Source organism: Streptomyces lunaelactis, assembly GCF_003054555.1.
Taxonomy (GTDB): domain Bacteria; phylum Actinomycetota; class Actinomycetes; order Streptomycetales; family Streptomycetaceae; genus Streptomyces; species Streptomyces lunaelactis.
Genome location: NZ_CP026304.1, coordinates 482,956 through 496,285, shown reverse-complemented (window position 1 = coordinate 496,285; position 13,330 = coordinate 482,956). Strand labels below are relative to the sequence as shown.

Here is a 13,330-nt window from a genome sequence, read left to right as displayed (position 1 = left end):
TCGCCATGACCGTACGCATCACCGTCACCACTCTGGTGGGGACGGCCGATGAGCCCCGGGGGAGCCTCAACCGGTGGCTGTGCCCCGCGCGGAATCCGGACCAGGCCGGCATGGGCCGAATGTCCCCGGCCGGGACCGGTTCGCCCCTCCCCGGCAACGCCCTGCGGTGGAATCGTCCGAAGTGACGCCCCAGAGTGGGTGTGTCGGGAAGGCGGTGACACCGTGGACAGGTCGCTGTATGCAGGAGTCGACGGCTCGGAGCCGAGCCTGCGCGCGCTCGACTGGGCGGTTGACGAGGCGGCGGCGCACGGCGCGCCGCTGACCGTCGTCCACTCCTGGCGCTGGGAGCAGTACGAGAGCCATGAGCCGTCCTTCGGAGTGAAGCGGGGTTCGTCCCAGGTTTTCGCTGAGAACATCACCGGCTCGGCGCTGGCGCGCGCGGAACGCCGCAGCGCCGCATTGAAGGTCACGAGCGATCTGACGGCCGACGACCCAGTGACCGCGCTGATTCAGGCGAGTCGGGAGGCGTCGGCAGTCGTGGTCGGTAGCCGCGGACGCGGAGAACTGGCCGGCCTGTTGCTCGGCTCCGTGGGCCTGGCGGTCGCCGCGCGTGCCGTCTCGCCGGTGATCGTCGTACGCGGCGAGGAGGCGAACCTGCGGCGCGGCTTCCACCGGATCGTCGTCGGCATCGACGAGCCCGAGAAGTCCCGTGCGGCCCTCGAGTTCGCGCTGCGGGAGGCGGAGGTGCACGGTGCCACGCTGTGCGTGGTGCATGCGTGGCGCTGCCCGGCCCGCGAGATTCCTGACCATCCGGACCACCGGGCCGACACGGAGCAGCACACGCGGCATACCGAAGAACTGCTGGACGCCGCTCTGCGGCTGGTCGGCGGCGCCGACCGTGTTGCCGACATCCAGCGTGCGGCCGTCGAGGGCCCGGCCCGACCAGCTCTGCTGGACGCGGTGCTCACCGCGGACCTGCTGGTTGTCGGGGCCCGTCGCCGTACCGGCCACCTCGGCATGCAACTCGGCCCGGTCAACCACGCCGTACTGCACCACGCGGCCTGCCCAGTGGCCGTCATCCCGCACGAATGACCGCAGCCACGGAGGAGCGGCTGACGCCGCACTCCGCCGTGCCAGGAGACTCACCATGGAACGCCACATCACCGCAGGCATCGACGGATCAAGCGAAAGCCTGGACGCCGCCGACTGGGCGGCCTGGGAAGCCTTGCGCCGCGGCCTGCCTCTCCATCTGGTCCACGCCGCCGACGAACCCGCGTCGCGGACCCGCCTCCCGGAGCTCGATGCTCCCGCAGAGCGTGAGCGCACGGCTCTGGACCACGCCGCGATGCGGCTGTCCTACGGCCACCCGACGCTGACGATCCGTCCCAGCCGCATCTCGGGCCCTCCGGTCCCCGCACTGCTGGCCGCCGCCGACTCCGCCGAGACGCTGGTCCTCGGCTCGCGGGGATACACCACCTTCGCGGCCTTCATGGTCGGCTCGGTCGCATTGGGGGTCACCGCCGGCGCTTCACGACCGGTCGTGCTCGTACGGGCGGGGGAGCGGCCCGAGGACGAACACGAGGACACGACGGCCGGCCCGTACCGCCCGGTCGTCCTCGGCCTCGACCTGGACCACCCGTGCGACGAGGTGCTGGAGTACGCCTTCTACGCAGCGACCATCCGCCGTGCCCCTCTCCATGTCCTGCACACATGGATGGTGCCCCTGGTGCCGTCGGCATCCGCCGACGACCCCGAGGAGGAGAAGGCTCGTGCTCTGACGGCGGCGCTGGCCCCCTGGCACCACACATTCCCCGAGATCCAGGTGCGCGAACAGTTGATCCACGGCCGAGCGGGCCACCATCTGCTGATGGCCTCCACCAACGCGAGTCTGATGGTCATCGGGCGCAGCATCGCACCGGGCGGCGAGCACCTGGGGATCACCACTCGCTCGGTGATCCACCATGTGCTCTGTCCGGTGGCGGTGGTGCCACACGCCTGACGGACGGCGTCCCTGGGGTCGTTTGGGACCGGCCTTTGGGCCGTGTCTGACACATCCCGCCTGGTGCGCGACGCCCGGCACGCACACTCGCTGCTTTGTCGGTCGCCGGCGCGTGTCACACGATGTCGAGTACGTCGCTCACCGGCCGGCGCGGAGTCGCCGGGCCGGCAGGACCGTATCCGAGGCGGATCACCATCTGTACGTGCGCTATGGCCGATTCCGGGTCCCGCACCGCCCACCGTAGCTCCGGCCATTCCAGCGCATGGGAGGTGAGGGATGTGACCAGTCCGTCCAACGTAGCCTGTAGCAGGACTCGTTCCATCGCCTGACCGGCTCGGAGCCAGTCCGCCGGACGGTCGGTGGCCGTGCCCAGCAGGGCGATTCGGGGCCGCGTCTCGAACGTTGCCGAGTCACGTCCGGGGATGAGGCGTCGGCCGGCGAAGTCCCTTACGGGAGCGGTGACATCTCGTTGACGAGGACCGAACGCATAGGCGGGAATTCCCTCCGTGCGCGCAGCGTCGTCCTCCGCGCCCGTGCCCGTCCAACGGGACGTCTCCTCAACCTTGCTGGGGTCCAGGGCCTCGCGGCCTTCGGCATCGTGAATCAGGTCCATCACCGACTGCACATGCCACTCATCGGGCACGTACAGCCGAACACCTTCGAGAATCGCGGCACTTCGCAGCTCGTCGAGGATCTCCGTCGGGATCTCCTCGTCGGTGAAGGGAAACCGGCTGGTGTGCCGACGGCGGATCGCCGGGTGAAGGACAGCCAGATCGTCGTCCGGACTCGTGAGCCGGCTGAGGCCGACCTCGGCGAGCAGCCATGGATCGGCGGGGTCGGGAAGCAATGTGGTGACCGGTTCCCTGCCCGCGTGGGCAGCTGCCACGCGGAGGTTGAACAGCGCGGCGCCGCAGCCGAGGTGCAGGGCGCGGTTGGCCGGGTCGGCCTTCGGTATCGCGTGCTCCACGTCGGCGCGGACCTGCAGTGATCCGCTGTCGCGCAGGTAGCGGAACTTCCATGGCTGGGCGTTGTGCATGGACGGAGCAGTCGCGGCGTCCTCGATGAGGGCTGCCACGGAGGTCGCGTCGAGTGGTGGTGAGGACACTGGAGCCTCCTCGCTGTGTGTGGTCGTGTGCGACGACCGCGCCCTTCCAGGGTCACCGCCCGGCAGACGCGGCAGGAGAGGCCAAGGGTCCCTGGCTGGGACCGAACGGCACGGTCCGTTGCATGCGGCTGTAACCGAAAGGATTCGCGCCGTCGCAAGCCGTAGTGCTCTCGGTCATGATGGCGAGCCGGGGCACTCGGCGGGCGATACCGTGAAGGTGCGTGTGGCGTGCCGTGTCCGCTCGACCTTGTCGGAGGGCTCATGGGTGGGGAAGACCGGGGCGACGGGGGCCGCGTCCCGCGCCTGCGGCTCGACGAACTGCTGGAGGAACTCCACGCCCGAATCGACGAGGTGCGCGGCACCAGGGACCGGCTGAACGGTCTGCTGGAGGCGGTGCTCTCCGTGGGCCAGGAGCTCGATCTGGCTCAGGTGCTGCGCGGGATCGTGGAGGCCGCCGTCGTCCTGGTGGACGCCGGCTACGGTGCGCTCGGTGTTGTTGAGGACGGAAGGAAGCTCGCCCAGTTCCTGCCGGTGGGCATCAGCGACGAGCTGCGCGCGCAGATCGGCGACCTGCCGTCCGGACACGGGCTGCTCGGCGAACTGATCCGGCATCCCGAGCCGTTGCGGCTGGGCGAGCTGTCCGAGCATCCGGCGTCGTCGGGCTTCCCGCCGCACCATCCGCCGATGCGCTCGTTCCTCGGAGTGCCCATCCGCATTCGCGACGAGGTGTTCGGCAATCTCTACATGACGGAGAAGCAGGGCGGGGCCGAGTTCGACGCCGAGGACGAGGCGGTGCTGTCGACACTGGCGGTCGCCGCCGGAATCGCCATCGCGAACGCCCGGCTCTACGAGGAGGGCCGGCTCAGAGAGCGCTGGCTGGCGGCGAGCGCGGAATTCACCAGCGCGCTGCTGTCCGGTTCCTCGGAGATCCAGGTGCTCGAGGTGATGACCGAGCGGGCCCGTCAGATCACCTCGACCGAGATGGGAGCGGTGTATCTGCTGGGCCGGGGCGGCGAGCTGCGCGGGGCGCTCGCGCTGGGCGAAGGCGCCGAGTCGCACCGCGGCGTCGTGTTGCCCCGGGAGGGAACGCTGGCCGCTGCGGCGCTCGCCGAGGGTGGTCTGATCACCGCTGTGGACGTGGCCAACGACGAGCGCGTGACCTTCGAGCCGGGCCGGTGGGACGGCTTCGGTCCTGCCGTGGCCGTCCCGGTCGGCACGAAGGGGAAGGTCCGGGGCGTGCTCATGCTGGCCCGCCGTGCGGGACGCCCCGCGTTCACCCAGGCGGAGACCGCGCCGGTGTCGGGCTTCGCGGGCCAGGCGGCGCTCGCGCTCGAACTGGCCGACCGGCGGCGGGACGCCGAACAGATGAGCCTCCTGGCGGATCGTGACCGGATCGCCCGTGACCTGCACGATCTCGCGATTCAGCGGCTGTTCGCGACCGGTATGACACTGCAGAGCGCGCAGCGTTTCGTCGACCACCCGGAGGCTTCCGAGCGACTGGTGCGCGCGATCGACGACCTCGACACCACCATCAAGATCATTCGGTCGACCATCTTCGGGCTCCGGGACCACGAGACGCGGAACGCGTCGCCGGGGCTCAGGATCCGCGCCGTCCGGACCCTTGAGGAGGCGGCCCTGGTGCTCGGTTTCGCGCCCGCACTGCGTATGGAAGGCCTGATCGACACCGACGTACCGCGCCCGGTCGCCGACGACGTTGTCGCGGTGCTCGGCGAAGCGCTCACCAATGTGGCCCGTCATGCGCGGGCCTCGAAGACGGAGGTCTCGCTGGTGGCGCAGTCCGGGACGCTCACCGTGACGGTTCTCGACGACGGTGCCGGCATCGCGGAGGACGGCCGGCGCAGCGGTCTGCGTAATCTGGCGGAGCGAGCGGAGAGACTCGGCGGTGAGCTGTCGGTGGTACACGCCGCCTCGGGCGGTACGCGACTGGAGTGGCGGGTGCCGTTGGCCGGACGGTCTTGAGGGCGGCGGGGGAGCCAAGAGCGGCACTCGGGGTAGTGAGGGGGCCGGTCAGCGGGGTGGATCCTCGTGTCCGCGGAATTGGGCGGCGATGACCGCGGCTTGGACGCGGCGTTCCACACCGAGCTTCGACAGCAGCCTGGAGATGTGATTCTTGACCGTCTTCTCCGACAGATAGAGCTTCTTGCCGATTTGACGGTTGGTCAGACCTTCTCCGATCAGCTCGAGAACGGCTCGTTCCCGATCCGAGAGCACGCCGAGCCGTTCGTCCTCGGCCGGCTGCGCGGCCTCGGGATGGCGCACCGACTGCAGCAGCCGTGCGGTCGTCGCCGGGTCCAGCATCGACTGGCCGGTCGCCACGGTGCGTACGGCGGAGACGAGGTCGGAGCCCTTGATCTGCTTGAGGACGTATCCGGCGGCGCCGGCCATGATCGCGTCGAGCAGGGCGTCCTCGTCGTCGAAGGACGTCAGCATCAGGCAGGCGAGTTCCGGCATGCGTGAGCGCAGCTCGCGGCAGACGGTGATGCCGTCGCTGTCCGGGAGGCGGATATCGAGAACCGCGACGTGGGGACGCAGCGCGGGCCCCCGCGTCAGAGCCTGCTCGGCGCTCGCCGCCTCGCCGACCACGTCGATGTCGGGCTCGCCGTCGAGCAGGTCGTGCAGTCCACGACGGACGACCTCGTGATCGTCGAGGAGGAAGACCCGGATCGGGGTCTCCGCCGAAAACGCCGGTACCTCGGACATGTCAGCCCCCTGCAGTTCTCTGATCCCACTCGATCATGTCCACTGCGGGACGGGCGCGACAGGGCCGAATGGTCCCTGTCGCACGCGTATCTGTCGCACGCGTCCGTGTCGTTTGTCCGGCTCGGCCGCAGCGATTCATGGCGCGGCCTGCGCCGGGTTGTTCGCGCTTCCTCTCATGGAAAGGGAGCCGCAGCCGACGGGAGCCGTTTCTTGCTGGGAGTCGCCACCGTGCCCGGGCCGTGAGTCAGCTCCTGAGGATGCGGTCCTTCTGAACGGCGAATTCCTCGTCTGTGAGCACCCCCTGCTCGTGGAGCGTGCCGAGGCGTTCAAGATTGCTGATCGCCTCATCGGTCAGGCCGGCCGAGGGTGCGCCCGGCGGAGCCTGCGCCGGCGCGGCGGGCTGTACATCCGGCTGGTCCACGGTCTGCTGCGCGGCCGCTTTCTCGGCCTGGTGTCTGGAGACACGGCCGGAGACGGCGGTCGCGGTGCCGGCGACCACGGCGGTCCGCGCGGCGACTCCGACGACGCCCGGTCGTCCGGCGCGCCTCATGGGGCGGCCCCTCATAGCCCTCACTTTTCCTTTCTCGGTCCGGGCCAACGCCGGATCAGGCGGCGGCCTCGAGCGCCTGCTCCACCACAGGAGCGGGAATGCGCTCGTGCGCCACCAGTTCGCCCCCGGCATTGCGGATGGCACGGGAGATGGGCGCGGCCCATGTGTCCTCCCAGACGAGAACCGCCGCCGAGGAGTTGGGTACGAGCCCCTCCGCGATCAGTTCGAGGTCCTCCTCGCTGAACAGGCCGCCGACCTCGCCGTCGATGTCGTCGAACACCGAGGCTTCCGTCGGGTCGAGAGCATCGAGTTCGACGTACGAGACCGATCCGTCCTCGTCCTTCTTGATGAAGGTCAGGTCGAGGATCCGTACGGTGCCGCTCGCCACGAGGTTCTGCAGCTCCGGGGCGATCTCGCCGCGGAAGCGGTTGCCCGGGAAGGCGATGACGACATACTCGACAGGTCCCACTTCCATGGCTCCTGCCCTTCCTTGCGTGTCCTTTGGCGGTCCTCAGGTGGCGAGGACCTTGGCCTTGGCCTGCTCGTACTCGGCGTCCGTGATGTCGCCGTGGTTCTTGAGCTCGGCGAGCCGCGCCAGGTCTTCGGCATGGCTGGTGGTCCCGGCACTCTCGCGTACGTAAGTGCGGAACTCCTGCTCTCTCTGCTCGGCCCGCCTCATCGAGCGCTCACCCATCCCGCGGCCCCGTGCGATCAGATACACGAAGACACCCAGGAAGGGCAGGATGACGACGAAGACACACCAGCCGGACTTGCCCCAGCCGCTGAGTGCGTCGTCGCGGAAGATGTCGCCGATGACGCGGAAGAGCAGCATGAACCAGAGGATCCAGAGGAATATGTAAACCGTGGTCCAGAACACGCTCAGCAGCGGGTAGTCCGCTGCCAGATTCAGCGTGACGTCGTTCATGGTCGGTCTCCTGTCGGTTGTGTCAGGTGCCCGGGGCCGCCAAGGTCACTGACGCGCCATGGCGATACGGATGCGTTCTTCGGGCGAGAACGATCGTGAACGCCCACGCCAGCCCTGTGTCCACCCTGCCGTGGCAGCTTGTCCTGCCGCCTCACCCTGCGCGGGTGAAGATCGGCTCATCCGGTGGCGGGGGCTCCTCGACGGATTCCCGCCACAACAGGGGGAGGCGGCCGGCTGGCTCCTCCTCTCCGCGCCCAGTCCGGAACCGACTCCCGGATGTCGAGGTTGACGGCCCCCGCCATGGCCCGGCCATGGCACTTCTCTCCAGCCGCCGACGCTGCCAGGCCGGGCACATCACCCTGGCCAGGTGACCACAACTGGTGATCACGGGGCCCCGGAGGTTCAGTGGAGGGTGTCGCCCGATCACAGATTCCACTCTCGTGAACCTCGGTGACCTCCATGAAGAACCCCGCAGAGCCCGCTTCAACCCGCCGCCCGGTCCACCGCACCGTGGCCCCTTCCGGTGACCCGATGCTCGCGGTCAGGTTCACGGTTCCATCGGTGCCGAAGCGTCTGGTCGACCGCCCGGCGCTGCTGGAGCGTATGACGGCCGGGGTGCGTGGGCCGCTCACCCTGGTCAACGGGCCGGCCGGTGCGGGCAAGACGGTACTCGCCGCACAGTGGGTCACTGAGGGCCTGGCGCCGCCCGCGACGGTGTGGCTGACCGTTGAGCCCGGCGACGCCCCCGGCGCCTTCTGGGCCTACGTCCTGGAGGCGTTCCACCGGCACGGAGTGCGGCTGCCGCCCGAGGTCGGCAGGCCCACGCGCGCCGAGGGGGTGAACCAGTCACTCCTGGTGCGTCTCGCCGACGCGCTGGCCGAGTCTCCGGAGCCGGTGGTGCTGGTGCTCGACCAGGTCGACGTGGCTCGAGCCCCTGAGATAGCAGAGGGTCTGCACTTCGTGCTCCGGCACGCCGGCGACGGCCTGCGTCTCGTGCTCACCGGCCGCACGGACTGGCTGTTGCCGCTGCACCGCTACCGGGCGGCCGACGAGATCACCGAGATCCGCAACGCGGACCTCAGGTTCACCGGCACGGACGCCGAGGCGCTGCTGAGCGAGCACCGGCTGGAGATTTCGGAGGCGGGGATCCGGCTGCTTGTCGAACGCACCAAGGGCTGGGCTGCCGGACTTCGCCTGTGCGCCCTGGCGATGCAGAGCAGCGCCGATCCCGAAGTGTTTGTCCGCGAGTTCGCCGCCGACCGCACCACCATCGCCGACTACCTGCTCACTGAGGTGCTCGATACGCAGCCGCCGCCCACGCAGGACCTGCTGCTGCGCGCCAGCATCACCGACCGCATCAACCCCGAGCTCGCGGACGTGCTGACCGGGCGCGACGACGCCGACCAGACGCTGACGGGGCTTGCGCGTGCCAATGCCTTCCTGGAACAGGTCGACGAACTGGCCTGGTACCGGCTGCATCCTCTGTTCGCCGAGGTGCTTCGCGCGCACCTGAGGCAACGAGCTCCCGGTCTTGAGCCACTGTTGCGCGGGCGGGCGGCGCGCTGGTTCGCCCGGACCGGGCGGCTCACCGATGCCGTGGCGCAGGCGGCCGCCGCGGGTGACTGGCAGTTCGCGGCGGGGCGGCTGGTCGACTGCATGGCGATCGGCAGGCTCTTCACCGGCCTGGAGACGGAGCAGCTGGGCCGTACGTTCGCCGCCATGCCGACCGACCTGACCGGTGCGGCTCCGGCTCTGGTCGAGGCGGCCTGCCGACTCGCCGACCAAGATCTCCCCGGGTGCGCAGCCGGGCTGGGGCGCGCGGACCAGTACCTGACCGACGCCGCAGGCCCGGCGGCGCGGCTCAGCCGCGCCTTTGTCGGGGTCCTGGCCGGGCGCCTCGCCCACGACCTTGCAGCCACCGAGCAGGCGGCCGCCGACGCCGAACGTCTACTGCACGAGATCCCACCGCCCCTGCTCGGGCAGCACCCCGAGATCCGTGCCATGGTGCTGGCCGGTCTCGGAGCGGTCGAGCTCGACGCCGGGCGTCTCGACCGTGCCGAGTCCGGCCTCACCGCCGCCGTCGAGGGGTGCGGACAGCCGGGGATGGAGGACCCGCTCTGTGACTCGCTGGGATCGCTGGCCATGGTCGAGCTGCTGCGGGGGCGGCTGCGGCAGGCGGAGGAGCACGCGCGCAGATCCCTCGCCGTCGCCGAGCGGTCCGCGCATCCGCCGGAACGCCGGGCCGGTCTCGACCACCTCGTCCTGGCGGGCGTCGCGGCCGAGCACGACGACCTCACAACGGCCCGGACCCACCTCGACCTGGCGACCATGGCCGCCGGACCTCACCCGGAACCTGCCGCCGCAGTCGAGGCCGCCGTCATCGGCTCCAGGCTGTCGACAGCCGAGGGCGACTGGGAGGGAGCGCTCGCCGCACTCCACGGGGTCGGCTCGCCCGCGGGCCCCTCGCAGCTCTCCGCGTGGACGGTGGACGAGCTGGCCATCGCCGAGTCCTGCGCGCATCTGGCACACGGGGACGCGGGCGCAGCCCTCGACGTACTGGACGCTGTGGTCTCCGAACGGCCGGAGCACGCCGTGGCCCGGGCCCGCGCACTGCTGGCAGCGGGACGCAGCGAGCACGCGATGAAGGTGCTGGCCGAGCTGCCGGCCGAAGGGCCCGTCACGACGACGAGCCGGGCGCAGGCGTGCCTGCTCCAGGCCCAGGCCGCCGCGGAGTCCGGTTCCACCGAGGAGGCACTCCTCTTCCTGCGCGAGGCGCTCGCCGTCGCCCGGTCCGAGGAGCTGCGGCGGGTGTTCGTCGAGAGCGGTCCTTGGGTGGGCCGCCTGCTCCGCCAGAACCCGCAACTGGCGCAGGCACACGGCTGGCTGCCCGCCCACGTCCTCGGATACTTGCGTGCGGGAGCCTTTGAGCAGCTGCCCTTGGTGGTGGAGCCGCTGAGCCGGCGGGAAACCGAAGTGCTGCGCAAGGCCGCGCAGCTGCTGTCGACCAAGGAGATCGCGGCCGAGCTGTACCTCTCCGCCAATACGGTCAAGACGCATCTGAAGAGCATCTACCGCAAACTCTCCGTCACCCGGCGCAGCGAGGCCGTCCACCGGGCCCGTGACCTCGGGGTGCTGTGACCCGGGCACCAGCGATCGGCGACAGGTTGGGCGAGTTTCGCCCGAATAGGGCGATGCCGTGCACGGGGGCGGGGGCCGACGATGGCAGGGGAAAGCAGCAGGACCCCATGCCTCGGCTCCGAGGGAAGTGCTCGCATGCGCTACGAATTCCGCATTGCAGGCGTCGTGTCGGACGCGCTCGCCGAAGCCTTTCCCGAGCTCGACCGCGTTCCGGCGCCCGAAGAGACCCTGTTCCTCGGCACCGTGATTGACGAGGCCCACATGTACGGCCTGCTGAACCGCTTCCAGTCTCTGGGCCTGCGTGTGCTCGAGATGCGGCGGATGCCTGGATGACCCGAGCAGCTCCTGCCGGCCGGCCACGACCGCTACGGCTCACCGGCACGCTCCTTCGGCTCGCCGTTCCGGCCTGTGGCCGCCAGCAGCGCGAGTACGGCGAGCACGGCGAGGAGGATGAGCACCAGCAGCAGGACCGTCAGCACCGTCGGGTGGTTCCACAGTGCGAACACCAGCGCAAGTACAAGCAGTACACCGATGGTGAGCCACCGCCGCTGGGCGTCCACCCAGGTGCCGACCTTGCCGGTGCGCACCCCGTGGGCACCTCCCCAGCGTGCGGCGGAGTCGGCCGTACGCTCGGACGTTCCTCGCACGGCACGCGGCAGGCGGCCGGCGCCGGACAAGTAGGCGCCGATGGCCACCACTACCCCGAGGACCAGGGTGGTACGGATGCTGGCGCGCAGGAAGCGCAGCAGCGTGTCGAAGACCGCCGCGGCCGCGGCCGGGGACTGCACCTGCGCGGGCAGGTGGTCGAGGTAGTAGCGGCGGGCGATCACCAGGCCGATCGCGAGGATCAGGCAGGCAAGGGCCGCGCAGAGGGTCGTGGTCACCAGGGCCCGGCGGCGGCGGCGGGCGAGCAGTACGCCGATCGCCCCCAGTACGACCGTGACCACGGGCAGCCAGTTGCCGAGGACGTCGAGCAGGTGGGCCGCGTCCTGGATCTTCTCCAGCTTGTCGGACTTGAAGAGCACCATCTGCTTGTTGACGTCGGGGATCTTCGCGGCCGGGGAGATTCCGGCGTTCACGAGGTCCTTCTTCACCGTCTCCACGGCGGTGCCGACATTGAGCGTGACGGTGCCCTCGCTGACCTCGACCGCGCCGCGGCCCTGACCGGTGAGCGCGTGATCGACGGCCGAGTGGGCGGCGCGGTTGGCCTCCGTCCAGACCGTCTCGAACCGGTCGCTCTCGACGAAGCGGGTCGCCACCTTGGTGACGGCCGAGTTGACGGCCGAGTCCAGCTGCGGGCCCAGCGCCTTGATCGCGGTACCGGCGCTGGGCGGCAGGCCCTGGGACTCCAGCCACGCCGCCACCTCCGCGGTGACCTTGGAGCCGTTGACCCGGACGCCGACGGCTTCGGTGATGCGGTGGACGGCGGCATCCTCGATCGCCTGGTTCGAGGCGAGCGGGGCGACGGTCGACACATACCGGTCCGTGTCCAGCACGATGCCGTGCACCCAGACGGTGATCAGGGAGACCGGTACGAGGATGCAGGTGATCGTGATCAGCACGGCCGAGACGGTGCTCATCACGATCCGCCCGGCACGCGAACCTTTCCGGCCCGGCGGCGTCGGGACGTGAGGTGCGCCCTCAGAAGGCTTGGGCGACTCCGGTGGCGCAGTCATGGCACTCCCTGGGACGGCTGGGGCGAAACTGGCGCTTGCCGTCCATTGGATACGCACCGTAGTGACATGCGCACCTTGGGTTGCGCTCTCCGGGCGACAGCCCGGGGGCCTCGGCCCGCTCGCTGATGCGCGGAGGAATGGTCAGCAGGCGGCGGGGGCCCGCTGCCTGCCTGCACCGCCGAGGCGGCCGGTGGAACGAAGATCACCCGCTTCGGGTGATCACGAGAACCCTCATCAATCGCGATCCTGAGACGTACCCCCCTCCGCCCGACATCACGGACGTGGGGGTGATGCACGCCGAAGGAGGCGAAACGCATGCGCGGTATCCGTCATCGCAGGGCGATGCCAGTGCAGACAGCCCCGGGCGAGTTCGGGAGGGGCGCCTGGATCGTGATCGGTGCCTCGACCATTGCGGTGGCGGCAGCGTTCCATGCCGTCGCCGGTGTCGCGGAGATACTCCGGGACATCATGCGGAACGAGCCGCGCAATACGTACGGGAAGGGCGAGTCACCTGCCGTGGTCCCCGAGAGGCTGGCGCACGAGGCGGCCGGCTGGGTCCTCATCGTCGGTGCCGTCATGGCGCTGGGGGCGCTTTCCCACGCCGTTGCGACTCTTGCGGAGCTCGTCAGGGACATCCTGCGAACGAAGGCGCAAGCCACGCCTCAGTAAAGACCGACCACCGACCACCGATCAGCCGGCCCGAGCGGGACGGTCAGCCCCTGAATCGATACCTTCGAGGTGATCTCCATGAGCCAGCAGACACCGACCGGAGGGGACTGGAACACCGGCCCTGCTCCGGGCAATGCGCCGCTGCGCGGCGACAGCGACAGCGGTAGCGGTAGCGGGGGCACGGTATTCGCCGCGGTCCTGCTCCTCGTCTCCGGCATCCTGGCCATCTGCCAGGGCATTGCGGCCATTGCCGAGGACGACGTGTACGCCCGGATCGGCAACTACGTCTTCGAGTTCGACCTGACGGCGTGGGGCTGGATCCACCTCATCCTCGGGGTCATCGTCGTCCTCATCGGATGGGGTCTGTTCCGCGACATGAACTCGGCCAGGGTGGCCGGAATCGCAGTCGCCGGCCTCAGCATGATCGCCAACTTCATCTGGCTGCCGTATCAGCCATGGTGGTCAATAACCATCATCGCGATCGACGTGTTCGTCATCTGGGCCCTGTGCATCAGCTGGTCGCGCGCGACCAGCTGATGGCGTAGCC

General features: G+C 69.9%; 14 protein-coding genes. 8 read left to right on the top strand and 6 right to left on the bottom strand.

Annotated elements, in window-relative coordinates; genetic code table 11:
* The first annotated feature begins 5 nt into the window (after nucleotides 1-5).
* Genes SLUN_RS40780 through SLUN_RS02260 form a run of 3 tightly spaced genes read left to right on the top strand, consistent with a single transcriptional unit; the run spans nucleotide 6 to nucleotide 1,999 of the window.
* Nucleotides 6-185, top strand: coding sequence for a hypothetical protein (locus SLUN_RS40780; RefSeq protein WP_254710267.1), 180 nt, complete (start codon nucleotides 6-8; stop codon nucleotides 183-185).
* A 37-nt stretch (nucleotides 186-222) separates the two neighbouring features.
* On the top strand, nucleotides 223-1,092 hold the full coding sequence (locus tag SLUN_RS02265) for a universal stress protein (RefSeq protein WP_257153635.1): 870 nt from the start codon (nucleotides 223-225) through the stop codon (nucleotides 1,090-1,092).
* A 55-nt stretch (nucleotides 1,093-1,147) separates the two neighbouring features.
* On the top strand, nucleotides 1,148-1,999 hold the full coding sequence (locus SLUN_RS02260; RefSeq protein WP_108146925.1) for a universal stress protein: 852 nt from the start codon (nucleotides 1,148-1,150) through the stop codon (nucleotides 1,997-1,999).
* A 115-nt stretch (nucleotides 2,000-2,114) separates the two neighbouring features.
* On the opposite strand, the gene SLUN_RS02255 is transcribed toward SLUN_RS02260, so the two are convergent.
* On the bottom strand, nucleotides 2,115-3,104 hold the full coding sequence (locus SLUN_RS02255) for an Acg family FMN-binding oxidoreductase (RefSeq protein ID WP_108146924.1): 990 nt from the start codon (nucleotides 3,102-3,104) through the stop codon (nucleotides 2,115-2,117).
* Between the two features lie 261 nt (nucleotides 3,105-3,365).
* Here SLUN_RS02255 and SLUN_RS02250 point away from each other — a divergent pair, with 261 nt between their 5' ends.
* Nucleotides 3,366-5,084: a sensor histidine kinase gene (locus tag SLUN_RS02250; protein ID WP_108146923.1), complete on the top strand. Its 1,719-nt coding sequence runs from the start codon at nucleotides 3,366-3,368 to the stop codon at nucleotides 5,082-5,084.
* Nucleotides 5,085-5,132: 48 nt separating this feature from the next.
* Here the strand turns inward: SLUN_RS02250 and SLUN_RS02245 are convergent, their stop codons facing one another.
* From SLUN_RS02245 to SLUN_RS02230, 4 genes are all read right to left on the bottom strand, one after another.
* Nucleotides 5,133-5,825, bottom strand: a complete 693-nt coding sequence (locus SLUN_RS02245) for a response regulator (protein WP_108146922.1) — start codon at nucleotides 5,823-5,825, stop codon at nucleotides 5,133-5,135.
* A 244-nt stretch (nucleotides 5,826-6,069) separates the two neighbouring features.
* A complete protein-coding gene (locus tag SLUN_RS02240; RefSeq protein WP_108146921.1) occupies nucleotides 6,070-6,375 on the bottom strand; it encodes an SHOCT domain-containing protein in 306 nt (101 codons plus the stop codon).
* Between the two features lie 55 nt (nucleotides 6,376-6,430).
* Nucleotides 6,431-6,850, bottom strand: a complete 420-nt coding sequence (locus SLUN_RS02235; RefSeq protein ID WP_108146920.1) for a DUF6325 family protein — start codon at nucleotides 6,848-6,850, stop codon at nucleotides 6,431-6,433.
* 36 nt (nucleotides 6,851-6,886) lie between these two features.
* Complete coding sequence (locus tag SLUN_RS02230) at nucleotides 6,887-7,300, bottom strand: SHOCT domain-containing protein (RefSeq protein WP_108146919.1); 414 nt, start codon at nucleotides 7,298-7,300, stop codon at nucleotides 6,887-6,889.
* 561 nt (nucleotides 7,301-7,861) lie between these two features.
* Here SLUN_RS02230 and SLUN_RS02225 point away from each other — a divergent pair.
* Nucleotides 7,862-10,438: a winged helix-turn-helix domain-containing protein gene (locus tag SLUN_RS02225; RefSeq protein ID WP_257153634.1), complete on the top strand. Its 2,577-nt coding sequence runs from the start codon at nucleotides 7,862-7,864 to the stop codon at nucleotides 10,436-10,438.
* 135 nt (nucleotides 10,439-10,573) lie between these two features.
* A complete protein-coding gene (locus SLUN_RS02220) occupies nucleotides 10,574-10,771 on the top strand; it encodes a DUF8691 family protein (RefSeq protein ID WP_108146918.1) in 198 nt (65 codons plus the stop codon).
* A 32-nt stretch (nucleotides 10,772-10,803) separates the two neighbouring features.
* On the opposite strand, the gene SLUN_RS02215 is transcribed toward SLUN_RS02220, so the two are convergent.
* Nucleotides 10,804-12,018 (bottom strand): hypothetical protein, encoded by a 1,215-nt coding sequence (locus tag SLUN_RS02215; protein ID WP_108146917.1) that lies wholly within the window; start codon nucleotides 12,016-12,018, stop codon nucleotides 10,804-10,806.
* Nucleotides 12,019-12,429: 411 nt separating this feature from the next.
* On the opposite strand from SLUN_RS02215, the gene SLUN_RS02210 reads away from it, so the two are divergent.
* A complete protein-coding gene (locus SLUN_RS02210; protein WP_108146916.1) occupies nucleotides 12,430-12,783 on the top strand; it encodes a hypothetical protein in 354 nt (117 codons plus the stop codon).
* Between the two features lie 78 nt (nucleotides 12,784-12,861).
* Nucleotides 12,862-13,320, top strand: a complete 459-nt coding sequence (locus SLUN_RS02205) for a DUF7144 family membrane protein (protein WP_254710217.1) — start codon at nucleotides 12,862-12,864, stop codon at nucleotides 13,318-13,320.
* Nucleotides 13,321-13,330 lie beyond the last annotated feature (10 nt).